The sequence below is a fragment of the Rhizobium sp. SVR5-2C genome, assembly GCF_056755115.1.
This window is the reverse complement of record NZ_JBNDHT010000021.1, coordinates 42,205-63,601: the sequence shown is the minus strand read 5'-3', so window position 1 is coordinate 63,601 and position 21,397 is coordinate 42,205. Positions and strand designations below refer to the sequence as shown.

The 21,397-nt window shown below is 59.0% G+C and carries 26 protein-coding genes and 5 pseudogenes; 21 read left to right on the top strand and 10 right to left on the bottom strand.

The window, feature by feature from the left end:
* Positions 1-223 precede the first annotated feature (223 nt).
* The 4 genes from ACPYOI_RS08805 (at position 224) to tnpC (ending at position 3,022) form a co-directional block, all read left to right on the top strand.
* On the top strand, positions 224-601 hold the full coding sequence (locus ACPYOI_RS08805) for a hypothetical protein (RefSeq protein ID WP_481417910.1): 378 nt from the start codon (positions 224-226) through the stop codon (positions 599-601).
* Between the two features lie 79 nt (positions 602-680).
* The gene (gene tnpA / locus ACPYOI_RS08800; protein WP_481417911.1) at positions 681-1,067 is read left to right on the top strand and encodes an IS66-like element accessory protein TnpA; all 387 of its coding nucleotides are present in this window, start codon (positions 681-683) and stop codon (positions 1,065-1,067) included.
* Entirely contained in the window at positions 1,064-1,417 is a 354-nt protein-coding gene (gene tnpB / locus ACPYOI_RS08795) for an IS66 family insertion sequence element accessory protein TnpB (protein WP_481417912.1), read from the top strand. The genes tnpA and tnpB overlap by 4 nt, the downstream gene beginning before the upstream one ends.
* Before the next feature lie 69 nt (positions 1,418-1,486).
* Positions 1,487-3,022, top strand: a complete 1,536-nt coding sequence (tnpC, locus tag ACPYOI_RS08790; protein WP_481422795.1) for an IS66 family transposase — start codon at positions 1,487-1,489, stop codon at positions 3,020-3,022.
* On the opposite strand, the gene ACPYOI_RS08785 is transcribed toward tnpC, so the two are convergent.
* A complete protein-coding gene (locus ACPYOI_RS08785) occupies positions 2,961-3,932 on the bottom strand; it encodes a recombinase family protein (protein WP_481417913.1) in 972 nt (323 codons plus the stop codon). The two genes, tnpC and ACPYOI_RS08785, sit on opposite strands and share 62 nt — an antisense overlap.
* Before the next feature lie 116 nt (positions 3,933-4,048).
* Here ACPYOI_RS08785 and ACPYOI_RS08780 point away from each other — a divergent pair.
* The 11 genes and pseudogenes from ACPYOI_RS08780 to ACPYOI_RS08730 all read left to right on the top strand — a co-directional run.
* Positions 4,049-4,249, top strand: a pseudogene (locus tag ACPYOI_RS08780) (nutrient deprivation-induced protein); the annotation flags it as partial.
* Positions 4,242-4,658 (top strand): phage holin family protein, encoded by a 417-nt coding sequence (locus ACPYOI_RS08775; protein ID WP_168832359.1) that lies wholly within the window; start codon positions 4,242-4,244, stop codon positions 4,656-4,658. The pseudogene ACPYOI_RS08780 and the gene ACPYOI_RS08775, both read left to right, overlap by 8 nt.
* Positions 4,658-5,671: a DUF3618 domain-containing protein gene (locus tag ACPYOI_RS08770; RefSeq protein WP_481422794.1), complete on the top strand. Its 1,014-nt coding sequence runs from the start codon at positions 4,658-4,660 to the stop codon at positions 5,669-5,671. The genes ACPYOI_RS08775 and ACPYOI_RS08770 overlap by 1 nt, the downstream gene beginning before the upstream one ends.
* A 46-nt stretch (positions 5,672-5,717) precedes the next feature.
* Positions 5,718-6,800 (top strand): YihY/virulence factor BrkB family protein, encoded by a 1,083-nt coding sequence (locus tag ACPYOI_RS08765; RefSeq protein WP_481417916.1) that lies wholly within the window; start codon positions 5,718-5,720, stop codon positions 6,798-6,800.
* A 239-nt stretch (positions 6,801-7,039) separates the two neighbouring features.
* Positions 7,040-7,231 carry a CsbD family protein gene (locus ACPYOI_RS08760; RefSeq protein WP_481417917.1) on the top strand — a complete coding sequence of 64 codons (192 nt, stop codon included), beginning with the start codon at positions 7,040-7,042 and terminating at the stop codon, positions 7,229-7,231.
* Between the two features lie 71 nt (positions 7,232-7,302).
* Positions 7,303-7,641 carry a hypothetical protein gene (locus ACPYOI_RS08755; protein ID WP_481417918.1) on the top strand — a complete coding sequence of 113 codons (339 nt, stop codon included), beginning with the start codon at positions 7,303-7,305 and terminating at the stop codon, positions 7,639-7,641.
* A 239-nt stretch (positions 7,642-7,880) separates the two neighbouring features.
* Positions 7,881-7,958 (top strand): DUF2934 domain-containing protein, encoded by a 78-nt coding sequence (locus ACPYOI_RS08750; RefSeq protein WP_481417927.1) that lies wholly within the window; start codon positions 7,881-7,883, stop codon positions 7,956-7,958.
* A gap of 288 nt (positions 7,959-8,246) precedes the next feature.
* Complete coding sequence (locus tag ACPYOI_RS08745; RefSeq protein ID WP_481417919.1) at positions 8,247-8,450, top strand: hypothetical protein; 204 nt, start codon at positions 8,247-8,249, stop codon at positions 8,448-8,450.
* A 424-nt stretch (positions 8,451-8,874) separates the two neighbouring features.
* Complete coding sequence (locus tag ACPYOI_RS08740; protein WP_481417920.1) at positions 8,875-9,081, top strand: hypothetical protein; 207 nt, start codon at positions 8,875-8,877, stop codon at positions 9,079-9,081.
* A 1,009-nt stretch (positions 9,082-10,090) separates the two neighbouring features.
* Entirely contained in the window at positions 10,091-10,225 is a 135-nt protein-coding gene (locus ACPYOI_RS08735; RefSeq protein WP_481417921.1) for a DUF378 domain-containing protein, read from the top strand.
* A 519-nt stretch (positions 10,226-10,744) separates the two neighbouring features.
* Positions 10,745-10,951 (top strand): annotated as a pseudogene (locus tag ACPYOI_RS08730) (AI-2E family transporter); the annotation flags it as partial.
* A 34-nt stretch (positions 10,952-10,985) separates the two neighbouring features.
* Here ACPYOI_RS08730 and ACPYOI_RS08725 read toward each other — a convergent pair.
* From ACPYOI_RS08725 to ACPYOI_RS08705, 5 genes and pseudogenes are all read right to left on the bottom strand, one after another.
* Positions 10,986-11,246: a hypothetical protein gene (locus ACPYOI_RS08725; protein ID WP_481417929.1), complete on the bottom strand. Its 261-nt coding sequence runs from the start codon at positions 11,244-11,246 to the stop codon at positions 10,986-10,988.
* Positions 11,247-11,553: 307 nt separating this feature from the next.
* A pseudogene (locus ACPYOI_RS08720) lies at positions 11,554-11,877 on the bottom strand (extracellular catalytic domain type 1 short-chain-length polyhydroxyalkanoate depolymerase); the annotation flags it as partial.
* Between the two features lie 657 nt (positions 11,878-12,534).
* Positions 12,535-12,714 (bottom strand): hypothetical protein, encoded by a 180-nt coding sequence (locus ACPYOI_RS08715; RefSeq protein WP_481417922.1) that lies wholly within the window; start codon positions 12,712-12,714, stop codon positions 12,535-12,537.
* 243 nt (positions 12,715-12,957) lie between these two features.
* Complete coding sequence (locus ACPYOI_RS08710) at positions 12,958-13,101, bottom strand: hypothetical protein (RefSeq protein WP_481417923.1); 144 nt, start codon at positions 13,099-13,101, stop codon at positions 12,958-12,960.
* Positions 13,102-13,811: 710 nt separating this feature from the next.
* On the bottom strand, positions 13,812-14,045 hold the full coding sequence (locus ACPYOI_RS08705; RefSeq protein WP_481417924.1) for a DUF6894 family protein: 234 nt from the start codon (positions 14,043-14,045) through the stop codon (positions 13,812-13,814).
* A 317-nt stretch (positions 14,046-14,362) separates the two neighbouring features.
* Here ACPYOI_RS08705 and ACPYOI_RS08700 point away from each other — a divergent pair, with 317 nt between their 5' ends.
* Positions 14,363-15,388, top strand: a complete 1,026-nt coding sequence (locus ACPYOI_RS08700) for an IS110 family RNA-guided transposase (protein ID WP_481422793.1) — start codon at positions 14,363-14,365, stop codon at positions 15,386-15,388.
* A gap of 471 nt (positions 15,389-15,859) precedes the next feature.
* On the opposite strand, the gene ACPYOI_RS08695 is transcribed toward ACPYOI_RS08700, so the two are convergent.
* From ACPYOI_RS08695 to ACPYOI_RS08685, 3 genes are all read right to left on the bottom strand, one after another.
* Positions 15,860-15,988, bottom strand: coding sequence for a hypothetical protein (locus tag ACPYOI_RS08695; protein ID WP_481418784.1), 129 nt, complete (start codon positions 15,986-15,988; stop codon positions 15,860-15,862).
* 53 nt (positions 15,989-16,041) lie between these two features.
* On the bottom strand, positions 16,042-16,548 hold the full coding sequence (locus tag ACPYOI_RS08690) for a hypothetical protein (RefSeq protein ID WP_481418785.1): 507 nt from the start codon (positions 16,546-16,548) through the stop codon (positions 16,042-16,044).
* A 215-nt stretch (positions 16,549-16,763) separates the two neighbouring features.
* On the bottom strand, positions 16,764-17,021 hold the full coding sequence (locus tag ACPYOI_RS08685; RefSeq protein WP_481418786.1) for a hypothetical protein: 258 nt from the start codon (positions 17,019-17,021) through the stop codon (positions 16,764-16,766).
* Between the two features lie 219 nt (positions 17,022-17,240).
* On the opposite strand from ACPYOI_RS08685, the gene ACPYOI_RS08680 reads away from it, so the two are divergent.
* Positions 17,241-17,708: a hypothetical protein gene (locus ACPYOI_RS08680; protein ID WP_481422797.1), complete on the top strand. Its 468-nt coding sequence runs from the start codon at positions 17,241-17,243 to the stop codon at positions 17,706-17,708.
* 445 nt (positions 17,709-18,153) lie between these two features.
* On the opposite strand, the pseudogene ACPYOI_RS08675 reads toward ACPYOI_RS08680, so the two are convergent.
* Positions 18,154-18,410: pseudogene (locus ACPYOI_RS08675) on the bottom strand (winged helix-turn-helix transcriptional regulator); the annotation flags it as partial.
* A gap of 78 nt (positions 18,411-18,488) precedes the next feature.
* Between ACPYOI_RS08675 and ACPYOI_RS08670 the strand changes: the two are divergent.
* From ACPYOI_RS08670 to ACPYOI_RS08655, 4 genes and pseudogenes are all read left to right on the top strand, one after another.
* Positions 18,489-19,394: a helix-turn-helix domain-containing protein gene (locus ACPYOI_RS08670; RefSeq protein WP_481418787.1), complete on the top strand. Its 906-nt coding sequence runs from the start codon at positions 18,489-18,491 to the stop codon at positions 19,392-19,394.
* A 175-nt stretch (positions 19,395-19,569) separates the two neighbouring features.
* On the top strand, positions 19,570-19,977 hold the full coding sequence (locus ACPYOI_RS08665; RefSeq protein WP_481418788.1) for a GlcG/HbpS family heme-binding protein: 408 nt from the start codon (positions 19,570-19,572) through the stop codon (positions 19,975-19,977).
* 39 nt (positions 19,978-20,016) lie between these two features.
* Positions 20,017-20,829: an SDR family oxidoreductase gene (locus ACPYOI_RS08660; RefSeq protein ID WP_481418789.1), complete on the top strand. Its 813-nt coding sequence runs from the start codon at positions 20,017-20,019 to the stop codon at positions 20,827-20,829.
* Between the two features lie 85 nt (positions 20,830-20,914).
* A pseudogene (locus tag ACPYOI_RS08655) lies at positions 20,915-21,396 on the top strand (nuclear transport factor 2 family protein).
* Position 21,397: the final 1 nt, after the last annotated feature.

The window sequence follows — 21,397 nt, the reverse complement described above, 5'->3', positions numbered from 1 at the left end:
CCTTCCTGAGATGCGGCTCCATGACAGTGCATACGCAGCAGCGGGAAAGCCCCCATCTTGTGAGGTCGCTACCTCCTTGATGGCGGCTATTCCCTCATGATCTGCCCACAAAAAAATCGCAGGCGAGAGGTTTCCACGAACCATCTCACCGGAGAGGAACAAATCTTCCGATCGATAGTTCGCGGGATATGGCAGCGCCGTTAACCATGCATGGGAGGATTCAATGTCAAACGAGTTTTCGGAAGGCGAAGTGGCGCCCTTGCGTCAGTCGCCACTACAAAGCGGAGAGCCCAATCCATCGACGACGAGCCCAGCACAGTTGGGCGATCTTAAAGACAAGGTCGCTGAAGACCTGAGTGCTGCGCGCGACACCATCAAGGAAGGCGCCGAGGCCGCGGTCGTCAAGGCGAAGGACGCCGTCTCCGAACAGACAAATTTCGCTGCCCGCCAGGTCGGCGGCATTGCAACTGCCCTTCAGAAAGTTGGCTCGGAGCTCGAAAAATCCGATCAATCCGAGGTCGGTCGATACGCCAGGCAGATCGGGACTAGCGTGCAAAGTTTTGCAAAGCAGATGGAGGGACGCGATCTCGGCGAAGTGTAACCGCTGTTCCACTCCCACGTTGTCCTCGCCGCCCTGATCTGTGATCGCCTATCCATGGACGAGCAACGGGAGTTTCTCCATGGAGAGTACATTGGAGGTTCTCACGACCAGGAACCCTGGACGTGAGGTTCACCGGCACTGGCCGGACGAGTTGAAGGCGCGGATCGTTTCGGAAAGCCTTCGGCCCGGCGCGATGGTCAATGAAGTCGCTGAGCGACACGGGCTGAAGCCGAACCACCTGTCGACTTGGAGAACGATGGCCCGGCAGGGCAAGCTGGTTCTGCCTGCACCCGAGGATGCGGTTGAGTTCGCATCGGTGATCGTTGATCCACCCGCTTCGGAGCTGCCGATCAAAAAAGTCAGCCGTCCCGAGATCATCGTCGGCGCTGTCACGATACGGCTGGAAGAAGGCGCGTCTGCCGCCCGGATCGCCGCTGTCGCGCGTGCTTGCGCGGTTCCAGCATGATCCTTCCCTCGAACCGCGTCCGGATTATGGTGGCAACAAAGCCCGTCGACTTCCGCAAAGGCCATGATGGATTGGCGGCGCTGGTAAAGAACGAGCTGCATAAAGACCCGTTCACAGGGACAGTCTTTATATTCCGGTCACGCAAAGCTGACCGGTTGAAGCTGATCTACTGGGATGGGAGCGGTCTGGTGATGGCCTACAAGCGGCTGGAGGAACATACGTTCACCTGGCCGGGCATCAAGGATGGTCTGATGACGTTGGGACATGCCCAGTTCGAGGCGCTGTTTGCAGGCCTTGACTGGCGTCGGGTTCGTGCCGTTGAGGCAAGAGCGCCGACCACCATCGAATAGGTGTGACACGATGACTCGGGCGACAAATCCGAGCGGTGAGACGAGGCAGAATTTGATAAAACTGCCACCATGTTGGACGCTGCCAATTTGCCGGACGATATTACTGCCTTGAAGGCGATGCTGCTCGCAGCGCAAGCGAGTGAAGTCCGCAAGGATGATCGGATCGAACGGCTGGAGAAGCTGGTCGCCGCTTTCAAGCAGGCTGCCTTCGGCCGCAAGTCCGAGAAGGCTGATCCCGAGCAATTCGACCTCGCATTGGAGGACCTGGAAACAGCCATAGCGGCCATCCATGCCGAAGATGAAGCCGATAGCCCCTCGGGCAAACCGAGCCCCAAATCTCGCGCTGCCAATCGTGGCTCTCTTCCCGCCCACCTTCCTCGTGTCGAAGAGACCATCGAGCCGGAGAGCTTGAGCTGCACCTGTGGCGGCGGATTGCATTGCATCGGTGAGGACGTGTCCGAGCGGCTGGATGTCATTCCTGCACAGTTCCGTGTCATCGTTACTCGTCGCCCCAAATACGCCTGCCGTGCCTGCACCGATGGCATATCTCAGGCTGCAGCACCTGCACGACTGATCCAGGCCGGATTGCCCACTGAGGCAACCATCGCGCATGTGCTGGTCTCCAAATATGCCGATCATCTGCCGCTCTACCGCCAGGCCCAGATCATGAGCCGCCAAGGGATTGATCTTGACCGCTCAACACTCGCCGACTGGGTCGGTCGGGCTGCTTTCGAACTGCGTCCGGTCTTCGACGCCTTGGTTGCCGACCTGAAGGGGTCAACGAAGCTCTTCATGGACGAGACCCGTGCTCCGGTGCTCGATCCCGGTTCCCGCAAAACCAAGACCGGATACTTCTGGGCGCTGGCCCGTGATGACCGACCGTGGGGCGGAGGTGCGCCGCCGGGGGTAGCCTTCACCTATGCCCCCGGTCGCGGCGGGTTACATGCCGAGCGGATATTGCAAGGATTCACGGGCATCCTTCAGGTGGATGGCTACGCCGGATATAATCGGCTGATCGCACCCGACCGAGCCGGTCGGGACATCCAACTTGCCTACTGTTGGGCCCATGCTCGTCGCAAGCTGGTCGAGGTCACCCGGAACGGATCAGCGCCGATTGCGGAGGAAGGCGTGCGGCGGATCGGTGAACTCTATCGGATCGAGACGGAGCTGCGCGGCCTTCCCGCAGACGCTCGCCTAGCTGGGAGGCAGGCACGGTCAGCTCTGTTGATCGAAGACATGCGAGTCTGGCTCGGCCATCATCGCACCCGCGTTGCTGGCAAGTCGCCTCTCGGCGAAGCGCTTACCTACATCGCCAAATACTGGGATGGTCTTTGCGTCTTCCTGACCGACGGCCGCATCGAGATCGACAACAATACCGTTGAGCGGACCATCAGGCCAATAGCGCTAAACCGAAAGAACGCTCTCTTCGCCGGTCATGACTCTGGAGCGGAGAATTGGGCGACCAACGCATCGCTCGTCGAGACGTGTAAACTCAACGCCGTTGATCCATTTGGCTATCTGACCAGCACGCTAACGGCCCTCGTTAATGGCCATAAGCAGAGCCAAATTGCGCATCTCCTGCCTTGGAACTACCGGGTTGGTTAGACGATCGGCCCGAGGTTGTTGTCCAGTGGCGAGGTAAAGCTTGCCTCCGTTTTACCTTTTTCCAGAGTGAGTCCGAGACAATGCGAAGCGTCGGAACCTCGTGAATGATATGTTGCTCTGGGGAGTTGAGCCGAGACACCCGGCGTTCGCTCACTGGGTTCTTTCGGTATACGAGCCTGTTGAACACCAGGCGACCGATGTACATCTGATTATTTAGAATTCCGCTACCTCTTCGCCGGTGCCCCCGGATCGCCGTTCCTCTCCAAGCCTGCCCGCGAGGGCCTGGTATACCCTGCCCATTGAGGGTTTCTGCGATGGCGTCAGGACTTAGGCCTTTCACATATTGCTTAAATATCCACACGATGACGGCCGCCTCGGCGGCAATGATCTCCCTCAGGCCACGGATCAGTTCGCCGTCCGCTCCAATCATCTTTTTGATCGAGTAGCCGTAACAAATGCCGCCGGGAACTCGGCCCGTCTTCGCTACTGTCTTCATGCCTTCCCTGGTTCGATATCGAACCTGCTCTAGCATCTCGCTATTCAGGACCGCCCTCAGGCCAAGCTCCATGGCTGACACTTGAGAACCGCCATGTACGGTCCAAAGTTCAATGTCGTGGAACTGGAGCAGCTTCAACACTTTAGCGCTGTGTTCTAGGTCTCGCGAGAGCCGGTCAAGCGTAAGGCAAAGTAGGACATCGTAGGCACCCACTCGCGCCCCTGTCAGCGCAGCCTGAAGGCCTGGCCGTGTTTCGAAATTAGCGCCGCTAACGCCAGCATCAACATATGTCCCGCACAGCTTCCAACCGCGCTCCGCAACAAATGAAGCCCCCAGATCAAGCTGGGTTTCGATTGAAGCTGGGTTCTGTTGATCTGTTGAATACCGCGCGTAAATGACCACTCTCTTGCACATATTGGCCTCCCGATAACAATGGTAGGCCAAGGTATCACGACGCAGATGTGCTCAAGTGTTTGTCGATTTCTGCAGTCTTCAAAAGTTCGTCAAGGTGTGAACGGAGCTGCGCTTACGGCGAAGTAGCAACCATCGCCGAAGACTTCGGACGCAAGCAGCCACTAGCATTTCTTGGAATCGCGGCGTTGGCAGGGCTGGCGGCCAGCCGCTTTCTAACCGCCTCGGCAAGTCGATCGGCGAGGGCAAGCTCGCGACAGGAGAATACGGATATCCAATCCGATTTTTCCACGAAGAGCGGAGGGCCCGCAAATGGTTAAACCCACCGAAAACATCCCGCTCTCCGAACTCGTGAGCGGACTCGTGGCCGATCTGACGGGACTCCTACGCAAAGAAATCGACCTCGCCAAGACCGAAGCTTCTGAAAAACTCACACAGGCGCTGAGCGGCATCGAGGTTCTAATCGTTGGCGTGGTGCTCGCGATCGGCGCCGTCGGCGTCCTACTGAGTGCGCTTGTCGGCGGCCTTTCATCCTTTTTGGTCGGCCAAGGCATGACGCAGCCGAACGCCAGCGCGCTTGCCGCACTTGTTGTCGGCCTCATCATTGCCCTGATCGCCTGGGCGATGGTGTCACGAGGCTTGAGCGCACTGCGCGGAAGCAACTTGAAGCTTGATCGCACGACGACATCGCTGCGCCGCGACGTCGATGCCGTGAAGGAGAAGATCTGATGGCCAACTCAATTGAAAAGACATCCTCCGAGCTACAGCGGGAGATCGACGCTGATCGCCTGCGTATTGGAGATCGCATAGACGCCATTCAGGAGCGAATGTCGCCGGGGCAGCTCATCGACGAGGTCCTGGCTTACGCGAAGGGCAGCGGCGGCGGCGAGTATGTCAGAAATCTCGGTCAAGCTTTGAAGGACAATCCGGTACCGGTCGCGTTGATGGGCGTCAGCCTCGCATGGCTCATGGCAAAGCAACAATATCCGTCTTCGCCGGCCACTGCATCGAGCGCTGGTTTGGATGCTGACTATCCCCTTTATCAGGTCGAGGGACCTGTGCGGCGGATCGGCCCGCCGGAAACCGAAAACGGTGTCCGCTACAGCCATTTCGCCGACACCTCAGGGAAGCGCTTGAAAGCCCTTACCGACGATGCCGGACACCGTGCCGGGCATTTCATAGACGATGCGGGAAAGATGTATCGGGGCTTTGCGGATGCCACCGGAAGGCAGATCGAGCAGATCGCCGACGAGACGGGAGCGATGTTTGACGCCGCGTCGGGATGGGCCTCGAAAACATGGGCTCAGGTCAAGGGCACGGCAAGCAATATCGGAACGCGGGCGTCGGATGCCGCCAGCGCGATCTCGGAGCGCTCGATTTCGGCAGGAACAAGCATGCAACAGCAGGCGAGCAAATTGAACGATGCCATTCTGACCCACTTCCGCGACCAACCGCTCGTCGGCGGCGCTCTCGCATTTGCGGTGGGCGCGGCGATCGGGGCGGCGTTGCCGCATACGGAAACCGAAGACGAGTATCTCGGCGAAGCCGCCGAGGCGGCGAAAGACATGGTTGCGGCCCAGGCGTCTTCGATGATGGATCAAGGAACAGAGATTGCATCCGACGTCTATAGCAAGGCTGTTTCAGCCGCGTCCGACGTTCATGATGCTGCCAAGGCTCGGGTGGTCGAGGAGGCCGACGCGTCCAAATCAGGGGTGCGCAAGGGGGAACCGCAATCCCAGTAAGAAGCGTTGCCAACCGCAATTACACCCTGCTGAAAAGGAACTGCCAGTGCCCATTGGTCCCCACATCAAGCTGTCGAGCGTCGCCACCCTCCTTGTCGCGGTGGGCGGCGCACTCGTCGCACTGACGGGGACGCGTAGAGACACGCCAGACGGATCAGGGGAGAACGAACTTGAGGCCGGCCGCGGAAGGGACGCAAGCGTCCCCGAGGCGATCCCTGTGAAAGGGCTGCGCGATGTCTTTTGGCGGGTGATCCACGAAGTCAGCGATGATCGTGTGACACTCATCGCCGCTGGAGTGACGTTCTATCTGTTGTTGGGTCTCTTCCCATCGCTGTCGGCACTCGTCGCGCTCTACGGGCTGATCGCCGATCCGGCCACCATCGGCGACCACCTCCGGGAGCTGTCAGGATTGCTTCCGCCGGGCGCTTTCGATCTCATCGCCGATCGCATCAAGAGCCTCGCCGAAAGCCGCAGCTCGACGCTTGGCATCACTTTCTTCGGGGGCCTTGCCATCGCCCTTTGGAGCACGCACAGCGGCACGCTGGCGATCTTCGATGCGATGAACGTGGCCTACGAGGAGAAGGAAAAACGGGGACTGATAACGCTGAACCTCGTCGGTCTGTGCTTTACACTTGCAGCGATGCTTTCTGCCGCCACGATGATCGGGCTGGTCGCCGTCATGCCTGTGATACTTTCCTTTCTTTGGCTCGACCAATTCAAGGAGCACATGGCCCTGCTTCTGAGATGGCCTTTGTTGCTTTTGATCGTCGCCGCAGCGGTCACCGCCGTCTACCGCTTCGCCCCAAGCCGGCAACCCGCCAAGCTCCGTTGGATGACGTGGGGTGCCGGTCTCGTGACAGTATCATGGTTTGCAATGTCGCTCGGGTTTTCGTTCTATCTAAACCACTTCGCCAACTACAACGCGACGTACGGCGCCCTCGGGGCGCTGATCGGCTTCCTGGTCTGGATATGGATTTCCATCGTCATCCTGATCGTGGGAGGCGAGCTGAACGCGGAGCTGGAACACCAGACGGCGAGGGACACCACCACGGGAGCGCCGTTGCCGATGGGATCACGCGGGGCCCATGTGGCGGACACCCTTGGCGAGACCGCCGACCGAATGCGCTGATCGGCCCGACGCCGCCTTCGCAGCCAGTTAGTCCGGAAGTGCAAGTTCGCCCGTCTCCTACGTGCCGCGCCTTCGACCCGCCTGGCCCGTGGTCGCGTTCGTTTGGTCTCGAGTCCTCTCCAGGAATGAAGGCGAGGATCAGAAGCGCCCCGTTAAGAGTTCCACGCTGTTCGCATTGATGAAAGGAACGAACTGCGAAGTCGCGCCTTTCCTTCGAGCCGAACAAAGGAGTTTGGATCATGGGAAGCACCTCAGACAAGATCAAAGGCAAGACTAACGAAGTCGCTGGCAAGGCACGTCAGGCGGTCGGCAAGGCCGCGGATCATCACGAAGAGCAGGCAAAGGGCAGCGTTCAGGAAGCCAAGGGCAAGGCCCAGGTTGCCAAGGGCGAGGCCAAGGATGCTGTCAAGAAGGTCGTCGACAAGGCGTAGCCGCAAGATCCAGCACAGTCCAAATTCAGCCCGCGCTCGTCGTGGGCTCTTTCCACGAAAAAGAGGGCCACATGAAAGTCATCACTTTGGCCGCTACGGTCGTCACGCTCGGCCTTCTCACAGGAAACGCATTCGCTCAGGCTGCCGAGGATCCGGCCGTGAATGCATGCAAGTCCACCGGCCTTCTCGCTCTTCAGGAAAGCTCGCCGGACATCACCGATCTGGTCATGGACATGGAGAGCCTGGCGATCAGCAAGGCCGACACGAAGGTCGAGGACGTGGCCGTCAAGACCGTCATTCTGGGCGAAGCATACATCGCCCGCAAGGAAAAGACCGGCAAGCCAGACAGGTTCGTCTGTCTGCTTGGCGACAAGGGCAAGGTCCTGCTGACCTTCTTCACCGCCCAGTAGACCATGAGAGAGCCGGACAAATTAGCAGGGCCGGGTCGCCAGCTTATCTGAGCGGGAAACGCCGGCGTTGGGCGGACATACCGCCAATCCGCTTATGCTGCCCGGTATCGGCTCGACCACGCTGGAGGAATTACCGCCGGAAAGGGTCAATAGGGCAGGCGCAGTCCTGATGTTCCGAACTTTGCAGGAACATTCGCGGGCGGTCCCAGTTCGCTTCTAACAACTTCGGAGGAGAAGTCATGGAAGATGACCGCGAAGAAGCAATTAAAAGACTCGCACGCGAAAAATGGGAGAGCGAGGGCCGCCCCCAAGGATAGCACGAGCGTCACTGGCGAGAAGCCGCGGCTGAACTGGAAGGCAAGGATCCGGAGCTTCCGCAGACCTCGATCCCCGGCGAAGACGGCCACGCCGCCGCGACGTCCGGTGGGGACGGCTTCACCGAAGACGGCGAGGCCTCGTCACCAACTGAAGAGCCAACCGCCGTCTCACCAGGGGTCGTTCGAAAGTCCAAACGGTAGCCCGGCCTCGGTCCGCTCTCGTACCGGTCCTCGTAAATGAAACCGAGCAGACCTGGACGTTGGAAGCCTCGACACAGGAGAACGTCGATGGACGGAACGCACTGGGCAATACTCTTTGGAACGCTGACGCTCATCTGCTGGATGGGGGCGGGGCTAATCGCTGTGCTTGGCATCGGCGAGGAGATTCGTCATGGCGAGTCCAGCATCAAGACTGAAGTCGCGACTGTGGGTCTCGCCGTCGCGGGAGTGCCGTCCGAGCTTGCAATGGCGGCGGCGATGGTGTTGGCATGACAGGCGCGGACACCGTCCACAGTTCCCCGTGCCGCCGGCTGCTTTTCACCAGCGCCCATCCCTACGAAGCCGCCCGACGCGGAGTGTGATGCCGAACCGTCAACGTCGATTTTTACCCCGTGTCGCAACAGCCTCCGCTGCATGATCCGGCCACCGCTTCGAGGAAGGCCGCTAGCCGAACAACCCTCCGCCAGCGAGGTTTTTTGCAATACAGGAGCATGAGATAACGGGACACGTGGGTCCTCCTTCGACCGCACGGCGCGACCGATCCAGCGCCCGGAGGCTCTGCAGGCAACGGCTTCGCTACGCAGCGCGGCCTAGCGTCAGATGGTAAATAGCCCCCAGGAACCACGGCCGGCGGCTGATGTTCGGAGAGAGGAGATCCACATCATGTCACAACGAAATCTCACCGGGAGGAGAGTACTTGTCGTCGCTTCATGCAGCGAAAACTATCGCCGAAGCTCTGGTGGAGCAGGGGGGCGAAGACGTCGGACAGTTTTCCAAGCCCGAGGAATGCCTGCCTTATTGCGGCGGCAACCTGATCGACGCCACGATTGTCGACGTCAAATCAGCTACGTGGACTCGTTCCCTATTGCTGACCGGCTGGTGCATGAAGGTATTCCTTTCATAGCGCCGAGGGAGGAACAAGGTTGCATTTCAATCCGATAGCACCATTTGCTCGTCCACTCGGCGGACAGCGGCTGGTGGACCTATGCTGCGGGTCACGTTTGTCAGAGCGGAAACTCTCGCCGGCGAGCCGACCGCGGAGCAGATGCCTCAGAGCCGCGGGTCGACGCGAGCTATGGCAGGGAGGTCTGCTCTCGCGCACCCCACGCCCGCACGTCATCATGAAGCTCGTTGTGCTGCCGTCTCTCCTCGAGGGCCACGTCAATGTCCTGACTTTAACCGTCCCCGAGCGAGGCTTGTCTCTTGACGTCGACTTGTGGGTCGCCGGCTTCTAGGACGTCACGCGGCACGCGCAGCAGTTGCCATCCAGTCATACGCCGGGGAGGTCCATGCCTTGCGTGCCGCGCCGTTCGAGTAATCAACGGGACTAGCGCCCTTAGGTTCCTCGTCTGCCGAAACTATTCGAACTGTCCACGCGGCTCACGGCAGTGGGCTACGAAAGACGCATTGTGCGCTCGGCCATTCTCCTGAATTGAGAAGCAGTCGCTCAAGGTCCGGCTCTTCTACACGTCGGGCCGCATCCGCCCCGTCAACCAGGCGGCCTCATCATAGACGAAATCGCCAAGGGGTTTCTTCTTCGCCCTGCCGAACACCAGCTTCCTCCCAAGCTTCACGCTCCGCCACCTTCCTGGCCTTGAGGCCCGAGAGCGGCCGCCGTTTCGGTATCATCCAGCGTCGTGCTGAGAAGTACCTCGGGGCCATCAAGTGTGGTGCGGAAGCAGAGCGCCATACTGCTGGATCGGTCGGATGGAGGCAGTTTCGTTCATGTCATTGCTCGAATTTCAACTTCCCTCGAACCGTGTTGCCGGCGCGAGGTTCCCCTGCCGTCAGCGCCAGAAGCGCTTCGTGTCCAACCACCTCGTCCACCTACGCCTGCGCCTTTGATGAGGGCGTCCTTGTCACGATGCGACACGTCCCGTATCTCGGGTGCCCCCAAAATTGGAGAGAAGGAAATGCGAACACTAAACCTCATCACGTTGCTGCTTGTTATCGTCGGCGGCATCAACTGGTTGTTTGTCGGCATTGCGAATGTCGATCTGGTCGCCGCGCTGTTCGGCGGCGATAGCGCGCTGTCGACAATTGTCTAGATCCTCGTCGGCCTTTCCGCCCTGTGGCAGCTCGTGCCGCTTATCATGGTCTTCTCGATCGGGGAAACGGCAGCCGAGGCAAATAAGGGCCGCTTTGATTAGCGCCCGAGAACGATAGCGCCTTCCTGCCTGACAACATCGGCAAAGGTAATACCCAAGACCAGGGCTTCGATACCCGTGAGGCGAGCGCGGCCACGTCCATCCGGTACCTTCTTCATTTCTGGTAAGTCTTCTTGAATGGCCAACACACTGCTCGACCTTTCCTAGCCGGGTTCCATGACGCACAGCATTTGTGCGCTATCCGGTAGCTGGTTCGTCGTAAGCGAAGTGGCCCGCGTGCCTCGCCATGTGTTCGCAAGCCGGTACACGACTAGCTCAGGAACAGGGCCAGCCAATCGTCGCCCAAATGGAGACGCCGCGGCTCGTCCTTCACATTTGCCGCTCACAATCGCTGTCGAAACGGTTCGGCTCTCTCATGGTGGGCCGTGAAGGCCTGGCCACCGTCGAGGCCAGCTCGTTGCGCCGTACTTCGTCGGCCGGAGCCTGCGCCTGAACACGGTGGGCGTCTTCATCGCGGTATCATTCTGGGCATGGCTCTGGTCGGCGGTCGGCATGCTGGTGGCCGTACCTCTTCTCGTCGCCATCAACACGTTCTGCGAACATATCGACGGTCTCAGCGGTCTTAAAAAGTTCCTCTTAGGAGCCGAAGGCGATGCCGCCTCGTAGCCGTCGCTTCCTCCTCAAAACTAAACGAAGGCTGTCAGGCCATAAGACCAGCCGAACGAAGAGCATCTTCGATGACTTTTTGCACGCCACTCACAGGCCGATGCTCGTCCGGAATTGGCGGCATCTGTCGAAAGTCGTCCGCGCGGGCTTCGCCGATCTCGTCCAGCCTTTCAAAGGAGGTGATCAGGTCCCAGGAGCGCGCGATCATCTGAGTGGAGGAGACTCCATGGTCCAGCATGAACAGCGCCGCCCGCCCGTAGCCGCTGGCCAGGTCGATCGGGGTTCCGTGCGCCATGCCGATTCAATCGCCGGTCTTCCCAGGCCATCCGTCCAGGTCTGCAGCGAATACCCTTTGCCATCTCCGAGCATTGAATCCCCGCTGTCCAGTTCGTGGACCCCCATCCACTGTTGCGCGATCGCTCGCGCATTCGCATCGACGACCGTCGCGTCGCTGGATCCATGCCAGAGGGAGATGGACGGCCATCTTCCTTGATGAGACGACGCTGCGCGCAGGAGCGACTGCAAATGCGCGGCATCGGGAATTCCATGCCCTCGCATGCGGTCGAATGCCTGCCGCATGGAGGCCGCCGTGCCGTACGGAGTCCTGCGATCATTGCGCCGGCGGCGAAGACTTCGGGATAGGTGGCCAGCATGACGTTCGCCATCGCGCCGCCCGCCGAAAGACCAGTGATGAATATCCTCTCCTCGTCGACCCTGTATCGCTCGACGACGGTATGGATCATCGAACGGATCGAAAGGGCCTCGCCATGGCCGCGGGTGATATCGCCCGTTTGGAACCAGTTGAAACAGAGATTGGCGTTGTTCTCATGACGCTGTTGCGGGAAAAGGACCACAAAGCCGTGATCATCAGCAAGGCGCGACCAGCCGGAGCCGGCATCAGCAGGTGGGAATAACCTTCGTCCCATTCCTTGCCCTCCCGCCCGGCGCGACTATAGCGGAAACGCGGCTAAGGAAAATGTCGCTTTTGAACAGCGGATTGGCGCACGGGTTCGGATGCGCGGGGGCGCCGCTTGGCGGAACCCCGCGAGAAAGCCCAAAGCTAAGCGCAACGCCGCAATGCGCGGACTGGCCATCGATTTGAATGCCCGAATTCCGAGGTCCAACGCCGCGAGCCGTCAGTCCGCAATCGGCCCCAAGTTGGACGTCCCTCGTGGGAGAACCCACGACGTCTGTTGCGCAACGCAGGCATCCGAGCCTGCCAATCGGGCATCCGGAACCCCTCGCAAATACTAACGTATCAGAGTCATCCTGCCTTTAGTCAGAGCGACTTTTGGAAAAGTAAGTATTCCACATTTTGGTTAGGGGCTGGCTGCCGAAGCAGGGCAGTTTTCATCAGCATTCAGGGATCGCGCAACCGGTCCCGACGCAGGAAACGAATAAGGAGGCCTCAGGTTCCAGCCCGACTATTCGATCGAAAAGAAGCCCCGCCGAAACGGGGCAGTTTGACGAAGAAGGACCGCGCGGCCTTCCAAGGGCAAGGAAGGGGCAAACAGTAACCCGTGCCACACGATCCCAATTAAATAAACGATCTATAAGCCGGTGAGTTCCGGGTTTTAGGCGCATCAAGCCCTGAACCGTTCACGTCCTTCATTTCGTGGAAGCTGCTGTTCGATCAGGTAGCGCGCAAGTGCAGTGATGCCGCCGTCGTCGGCTGGATCGGTCTCCAGCAACTCCAGAGCGCGCTCGAAGATTGGTCCTTGCTCCTCGGCGGTAATGAGGCCCTTTTTCTCAAGATGCTCCATCAGTGCCGCATGAAGTGCTGAGGTCGAAAGGGAAACGGCGGATGAGGAGATAAGGGCGTGGTCTGCCAGGACGGACGCCTGAATGCTCCGCGATGAGCGGCGGTTCCTAGCAGCTCGCAACACACGGCGGCATCTTTCAATCACTGGCATTATTCTCCCGGCAGCTAAAACGCACGGTGGCGTAACGTAACTCAGGAAGCGCGGGAAGACGGCCTTAAGTCCGAGTGATGATTGGGCTGGTGATCAGATCACCAGCCGCTTCAAGGAAGGCTCATCCTTAACGCCGTGCTGGTAGAAATGGATGATAATCGTCGCGAGCTCCTCGCGGGCTTCGTCACTTGTGACATGCTTGGCTTCACAAACCTGATCAAAGACGCGCTGACACATGGCCACCTCCTCGTCCTGCATCGGAATCTGGTCTGAAAGTATTCGCGCTTGGATCATCGAAGGCGCACCGACCTCGCTATTTTGAATTGTAGGGCGCAGAGGGGCAAATGGAAGGGGTTACGACCAGGGCTCGTCCAAACGTGTCAGAAATGGCGAGCCCTGTCGCATACCACGGCGCTGGTTGGAGAGCGGATGCCGCGGCTAGGTGCTGTGCTTGGCGGCTACAGCGCTTAAAAATAAAGCTCCAGCGGGCCTGCCCGTCAATCATCAATTCGGATTAGGACAGGCCGGCTAAAGCAAGGGCCCGCCCCTAGGAAGGCGAGCCCGAGCCGCGTTAGATGGTTCCGCCGAACCTCCGCTGAAATTGTCCAAGGGTCCAGCTCTGACAATTTCCCGTTCAGAGTGTCAGATAGAACCTATCGGTCATAGTAGCTAAATGGGATTAGGATGATAGCGGACGCAACCCCAGCCGATTGCGTTGGACAGCGCGGCCAAGCGACCAAACAAAGCTGGTTCCGTAATGTTCCAAAAAACACTGGAAAAGGTGGCCGCGCGGCACCCGGATGAGAGCTGCAATCCGACATCACTAACGACTGAGGTAAGGAAGACTACCGCGCGGCCGTCATCCAAACGCTCGAGATACGCAACCCTTCCCGTCCGGTAGCGTACGGACCAGCCCCGCCAGACCGGGGAAGGGAGGCTGGATGAACTCAATCCAGCACCACGGACCTGAACGGGAGAACCGCGACGAGATCTCCGTTTTCATCAACGATCTCGAATTGCATCGAGGGTATCCGCTCTCCCCTATGGACCAAACCCGCGACGAGCTCGCGGGCGGAGTTGACTGCCTCTTCATGAACTGCCGCAAGATTTAGCAGATCGAGACCTTCGTCGTCTTCGACGAATTCATCGCCTGCACGGATATGGAAGTAATATTTCGCCATCTACCAACAACCGAAAGGGGCGGTCTCCTAGTTCGCAGACAATCAAAACTTCACATTGTTCCTGTCCGGTTAGCGCGCCCGCCCAGGATGACCGCGCGGTGCCAGGACGAAGGGTCGGGTCATCGCTGGCCTTTAACAGGACGGCTGCCGCGCGGCCATATCGATAACTAACCGGCACCAGCGACGTTCCAGTCCGCTACCGTACGGTCAAAAAGAAGATCGGATGATTGGGGCTCCGGCTGCCTCCCTGCGTGAGAGTAGCGGGAGATCGATCTTCCGGGCAGGCTCCAATGGTTCAACGGGTCAGGAGATCTGCCATGGAACTGTTCGTCGGTCTTGATGTTTCCGTTCGCACCACCAGCGTCTGCGTGATGGACACGAGTGGTAAACTCATCAAAGAGGGCAAGGTTGAGACCGAGCCGGATGCGATCGGCGCCTTGCTTCATGCAATTGGCGGCCCCTATAAGCGTGTTGGCCTTGAGGCCGGTCCGCTGTCGCAATGGCTCTACAGCGGCCTGGCAGCCGCAGGCTATCCGGTGATCTGCGTCGAAACACGGCACATGAAGGCTGCGCTCTCGGCTCAGATCAACAAGACCGATCGCAACGACGCCCGCGGCATTGCGCAGATGATGCGTGTGGGGCTTTACAAGCCAGTCCATGTCAAGACCGTCGGAAGCCAAGAGATCCGGATGCTGCTGACCGCGCGCAAGTTCGTGCAGACGAAGATTCTCGATGTGGAGAATAACTTGCGCGGCCTACTACGCAACTTCGGACTCAAGGTGGGAGCCGTGACCAAACTGCAGTTCGAGCGGCGTATTATCGAGTTGCTCAAACAATCCCCGCATCTACGCTTGGTAATCGACCCTCTCCTGAAAGTCCGCCGCGTGCTGAGAGAGCAGTTTCGGCACCTGCAAAAGGCCATGGAACGGCTGGCCGAGAGCGACGACACCTGCAAGCTGCTGATGACGGCACCCGGCGTCGGGCCGATGGTCGCCCTGAGTTTCCGGGCAGGCGTCGACGAACCGATGCGGTTCCGCCGGTCGCGCTCCGTTCCAGCCCACTTCGGATTGACGCCCTCGCGCTATCAATCCGGTGAGATCGATCGGGATCGGGGCATTTCGAAATGCGGTGATGCCGCGATACGATGGGCGCTGGTCGAAGCCGCCGGGATCCTTCTGCGAAAATCGAAGCGGAGCTCGCCGTTGAAGGCGTGGGGCCTCACCATCGCTCGTCGGCGAGGCATGGCGAAGGCTACCGTGGCGGTGGCTCGACGCCTGGCAATCATCCTGCATCGGATGTGGGTCGACAACACACCCTATCGCTGGGAGGCCAGGGCCGCCTGAGAGCTCGAGTTAGGGGTTCCGCGTCGCGCGGATAGAGGTCCCGTTCAGGGACGAGTGGGTGGGCAATCTCGAGGCGGGGCTGGACGTCAGCTCAGAGCTAACAGTTTCGGAAAGAAGATTGAGATGCCTCTCCATCCGACCCGATCATGAAGCGGTCGCGCGCCGACTTCGAAGAGAAGCCAGACCCCTGGCGGGCACCCATCATCCGGCACGCCAAAGCCGTTACTCATCAACCATCACAACGGCCAACGCCCCGCCTCGTAGGCGGAGAGGATATCCTTTGCTTGACAGACCCAGCCCCAAAAGAGAAGCCCCGCCGAAGCGGGGCAGTTTGACGAAGAAAGGATCGCGCGACTTTCCAGTAAGGCAAAGGAAGGGTCTATCAGCGAACCACGCCACGCGATCCCAACAGCTAGAATATCGAAAGCATTCACAAGGTTCCTGTGCGGTAGCGTACCGATCGCAATTTTGTCAGATCAGGCCGAACAGCCTCGCCAAGCTGCCGATCACGCCGGCGATCGCTCCAAGCAAAGCGAGCCCCATCACCGGCCATAGCCACCAGTCAGGCCCGCTCGGCTCTCCTTGATCTTCAGGGTTCATTGACTGCACCGATCGTTTCGGCTTCCCGGGCCGTCACTCTCGCCGGCAGGACCCTAGTCCACATCTTGCGGTTCAAGGTACTTTTCCGCAAGCTCATCGCGAATAGTTTCCAGTTCACTCAGACGCGTGGACAGGAGCCCGAGATGGTCTCGCACCATCTGTGGGTCGAAAAGCCTTCCTTGTCCGGTCCGTCGCATTTGTTGCAGCTTCGGCGTAATTTTTTGCCCTTGAACGGACCATGTGACAAGCAAGGGAGAATGCACGATGTCATTACGTGTCCCTAATATTTCAGCAAACCTCCGCGTTGCGGCTACCAGCTTCTTCCGTTCAGTTTCATCGAACCGAGACGCGCCGATCGCTCTATCGAACTTATCGAGGCGCTGCTTCCCTGCGTTTGCGGAATCTAGGATTAATTCGACTGCCACTGCAGCATTTGCGAGAGCGATATTGAGAATGTCTACCAAGAGCAGATCCAGAGCGGCCCAGCGCACCGTGACCTTTCCCAACTCTTCGAGAAGTTTTGTCTGATTTTCAACGTGCCAAATATTTGCCGTCACCATTTCCACAACCCAATATCGTCATACTAAACATTCCCCTTATTCAGCCGAGCGCGAGCAAACCCCGGGTGCCTTACTTCTCAGAGGTTATAGGGTGATTTCCGCCCCGTTCGTCACCGCCTAGACCACTCGCAAATTTCCAGTCGTTGACTCTATTCCTTAGCCACTTGAAAATAACAGGCTAAATCAATTTCGGCTTACGAAAAGCTCATGCCGACTCAGGTGCGGCGATCACCATTCGCGCTTGGCTCCGGCAGCACCGCCAATTGCTCCGGATCTCGCACACCTTCCCGGTAGAGCTCGATTATCATAGCAGCCAGGCGCATCACCGCGTCCTTATCCTTCTCGATGCCGTGTTCCCGGCTGAGCGCCTTCAGCACGTCGTTGCAGATGCGGAGGTCTTCTGACGTGAGCGGCTCGTCGCGGCGATTTTTCTGAGGTGTGGGATAGATACGCACACCGCTGAGCGTTGCCAAGGAACTTGTGGTCGATGGGCCAGAAGCTAACGGCGGCGAACTTTCCGGACAAAATGGGTGAGGGGAGCGCATCGGGTTGTGCAATGGAATCAATGGTCGCTGCGAGGGGGTAGGGTAGGTAAGGGATTTTCTCAAGGGCCAAAAGTGTCAAAAGCCCCCGTTTGCAGGGCTTTGAGCAAGATTCTCTTGTGAAAACATGGTGGGCGATGAGAGCACGCAATCTCTGGGCACGCGCGCTTCAGACGCGGTTCATGGATTCGCAGGACGAAGGAGCACTACATCGACCTGATTGCCATGACGATGGCCGGCATGGCTGCGGAGGATTTATTCCTGGGCGGCCACGATGACGGGGTCGCAGGCGGCGAGGGATCTGATCTCTTCGAGGCTACGAAGACGGCAATTGCGCTGGAGAGATCCTACGGCATGGGCGAGAAGCTCGCATCTTATGGCGACCTCAGTCATCGAGAGCCCGAGAGCTTCGGTCACGTTGATCCGGCGCTGCTGGCGCGGGTCGACAGCATTCTGCAAGAGCAGTTCGACCGTGCGAAGAACATCCTCGTGCGATATCGGGAAGCTTGCACGGTGCTCGCCGACGAACTCGCTTCTCGACTAGAGCTGCCCGGACAGGAGGTGCGGGATGCGCTGGATTCCCAGGATAAAGGTAAGCTGTCGCGATGGTCCGTGTAGCCGGGGTCGGAGATCGAGGCTCCGACATTGCAAGTCGGTTGACCGAACAGATCGACATCTGGAAAACCCGCGACGCATCTCCCATCTCCCTTTGTGATCACGAACTTAGGGAGGTTGCGATGCCCGGACCTGCCGCGCACGCTGTAGAAAACTTACTGCTCGAAATATTGGCACCCACTCGTTCGTCCCACGGCACCATCATTTGCGACTGCTGTCGACGAGCGAGAAGCACGGACGACTTCGGTGAGGATTGCTTCGGTATCTGCTGCGACTGTCTGAATTCCGATGCGCTGCTCATCGAGTTGGAGGCGAGCATGAAGGAGAATCGGTCAGCGCACTTCTGGTGAGCCGTCCAGAACGGGCATCCGAAGGAGCCTCGAACTGGCTCCATCATGGACTCGCTGATCGGATGGCTGCCAAGGCCCTAGACCCGCTGAAACGGCGATTATCTGGTGGGTGAACCGTGATGCAGGTCATAGCTGGCGCGGGCAATCTCCATAGCTGGGCGATGTTCCAATGCCCAGTCGGCCAGCGCCATCAACGGCGTGATCAGCGAGCGACCGAGATCGGTCAGCTCGTATTCGACCTTTGGCGGGATGGTGGCATACGCCGTCCGCGTCACCAACCCTCGCGCTCCAGGCCACGCAGCGTCAGCGTTAGCATTCGATGCGAGACGTGCATCATCTCGTTGAAGCGCAGCGGCCGTTCCAAAGCTCATGGCCGATGGATTTTGATGAATGTCGGATGTAAGGTCGCCCGCAGTTTCCCAAGGGAGCTGTGATGTACCAGAAGAGAATGCGAAGTCCGGACAGGTTTCAGGGCGTCGAGCGGCCATCGTCGCTCGAGATGAGCCAACTTGCACTGGAGGGTGCCACGTTCGGTAGGCTCAGATGGCGGCATGACGACAACGGCATCCCTGTCCAATTGGAGCAGGCGGACGGCTACCTAATCTGCTATCAGAGGAACCACTTGCCTGCTCGTCCTCGGTGGATTGACGGCAAGCCAGCTACGTCTGTTCCACTCGATCCCGGAGAATTCCTGCTTCTCGACCTTAGGAGACGCTATAGCGCTGTAGAGGCCGGTGACGTGGACTGCATCTCTATGTTCGCCTCCCATAATGCAATCACTGAATTTCACCGTGAAAATGACCTCGCTCCGTTCTCAACGCTCCGCGACAGAGATGTCCTCGGCCATTCTGACAACATCGTCCGAAACCTGATGGAATGCTTCGTACCAGCGTTCGAGCAGCCAGATGTTACCTCGCGCCTCTTTCTCGATCAGCTAACCCTGACCTTGATGAGCCACCTGACTACCTCGTACGGGGAACAGGCAATCGAGTTTCGTCCAGTGAAGGGTGGATTGGCTCCGTGGCAGGAGCGGCGGGTAAAGGATCTGCTGCTGGCCAACATCAAGGGCGACATTGGCCTTGAAGCCCTTGCGAAGGAAGCAGGCCTCTCCCGTGCACATCTTGCGAGGTCGTTCAAGATCAGTACAGGGAGGTCGCCGATGACGTGGCTCCAGCATCAGCGGCTGGAGAAATCGATAAGATTGCTCGTCGCTACCGAACTCACGATCCAGTCGATCGCCGAAGATTGCGGATTCACCGACCACAGCCACTTCACCAGAGTGTTCCTCAAGCAATTCAAGGTCTCTCCCGGCGAATGGCGTCGCAAGCACAAGATGTGACAACTGCGTGCCTGTCTATTGGAGGTTAAAGGCTCCTCGAATTGAGGAATTTCTCACCGACTCCAAAGCAGCACTCACGTACACAAAACAGCACCCACATACATCGCCAGCGCGGGAATGCTGGATATCCTCCATTTCGTGAACGCGGGATGGCGTTCGAACCGTTGGGGGTGACATGCCGATTTCGTCTCACCAAGCTCGCTCGATCATCGCAGCCGGAGAGGCCCGTGCGAAGGCGATCGGCGTTGCGGTCAACATCGCGGTGCTCGATGCAGGAGTACAACTCAAGGCGTTCAGCCGGATGGATGGGGCGCTGCTCGGTTCGATTGACATCGCCCTCGGCAAAGCGAAAACGGCCGTCCTTTTCCAGATGGCGACGGAGGCGGTCGGAGAGTTTTGCAAGCCCGGCGGTGGGTCGCCAGGCCTAGAGCAGACGAACGGCGGTCTCGTGGTCTTCGGTGGTGGGCTTCCGATTTCCGCACCTGACGGGACCTTTCTCGGAGCCGTTGGCGTTTCCGGGGGCGCGGTATCGCAGGATATGGAAGTTGCCCGCGCCGCGCTCTCTGGCTTCGAGCCGACCTGATGCTGTTCATATCAACTAAACCAACAAGAGGAGATTAGCATGTCCAAGACCATTCTCATCACTGGCGCGGGCTCAGGTTTTGGCAAGGCCGCGGCCATTGGCATGGCCAAGAACGGCCACAACATCATCGCGACCTGCCAGGTCTCGCCCATGGTCACGGCCATGCGCGAGGAAGTGGCTGCGCTCGATCTGGGTAATCGCATCCGAGTCGAGCGGCTTGATCTGACGGATCCGTACGATATCAAGCAGGCCCAGTCCTGGGACTTCGATGTTCTCTGGAACAATGCCGGGCAGGGCGAGCCGGGTCCGGTCTGGGAAATTCCGGTCGATATCGTTCGCCGGAACTTCGAAACGAATGTGTTCCTTCCGCTGACGCTCACGCAGGGGGTGGTCCAGCGGTGGATCCGCGAGGGCAAGCATCACGGCAAGAAGGTGGTCTTTACGTCCTCCATGGGTGGTCTGTTCACTCCCGCAAACTGGGGCACATACGTCTCGACGAAACATGCGCTGGAATCCATTGCAGAGGCCTTGCAGCAGGAACTCGCCGCCTACGGCATCAAGATCCAGACCATCAATCCCGGCGCCTACTACACCGGCTACAACGAGACGATGGCCGACAACCCGTTCCGCTGGATGGATGACAGCAAGAACTTCACGAAGCGAGCCGAGCTCCGGAAGGGCTTTGACGACTTCTTCGCCACGCCGGAAGGCAAGATGGATCCTACCGAGATGATAAATCGCATGATCGAGATCGTCCCGGCCGACACAGGCAAGTTCCGCAATGTCTGCCCTAAGGTGATCGAAGACATGTTGAAGGATCATCAGCTCAAGGCCTGGGAAGCCCAAATCTGAAAATATGGCGGCGTTGCCCCCGCCGCTCAGCTCCGCCGTTGGGATGGCCCGGCGGCAGGCAACTCGTTTTCAAGGGAGTTCAGAGATGAGCAGAAGCAGATTATCGGTGGCAACATTGCGAGGGCTCGCTTTTGCGGCCACTGTTTCGATCCTCAGTGCCATTGGCAGTGTGGCGTGCGCAGACGAAGTGTCCAACAAGGCCACGGTGCAGAAGGCGTTTGAAGTCCGTATGATCTTCTGGCCGACAACGTGACATGGGCGATCACGGGCAACTCGGCCGCCTCCAGGCCCCATCTCAGCCGCGATGCTTTCATCACCGAGGTGATCAAACCGTTCAATGCGCGCATGAGCGTCGGTCTCAAGCCGACGATCCGGAATATGTATGCCGACGGCGATACGGTGATTGTCTTCTTCGATGCCGCCGGAACAGCGAAGGACGGCCAGCTATACAAGAACACGTACGCGTGGTTCCTTAATCTCGATGGCGGCAAAATCGTCAAAGCGTCGGCTTTCTTCGACAGCATCGCCTTCGACAAGCTCTGGGCGCTGCCCGCCGCCTCTGAATAGG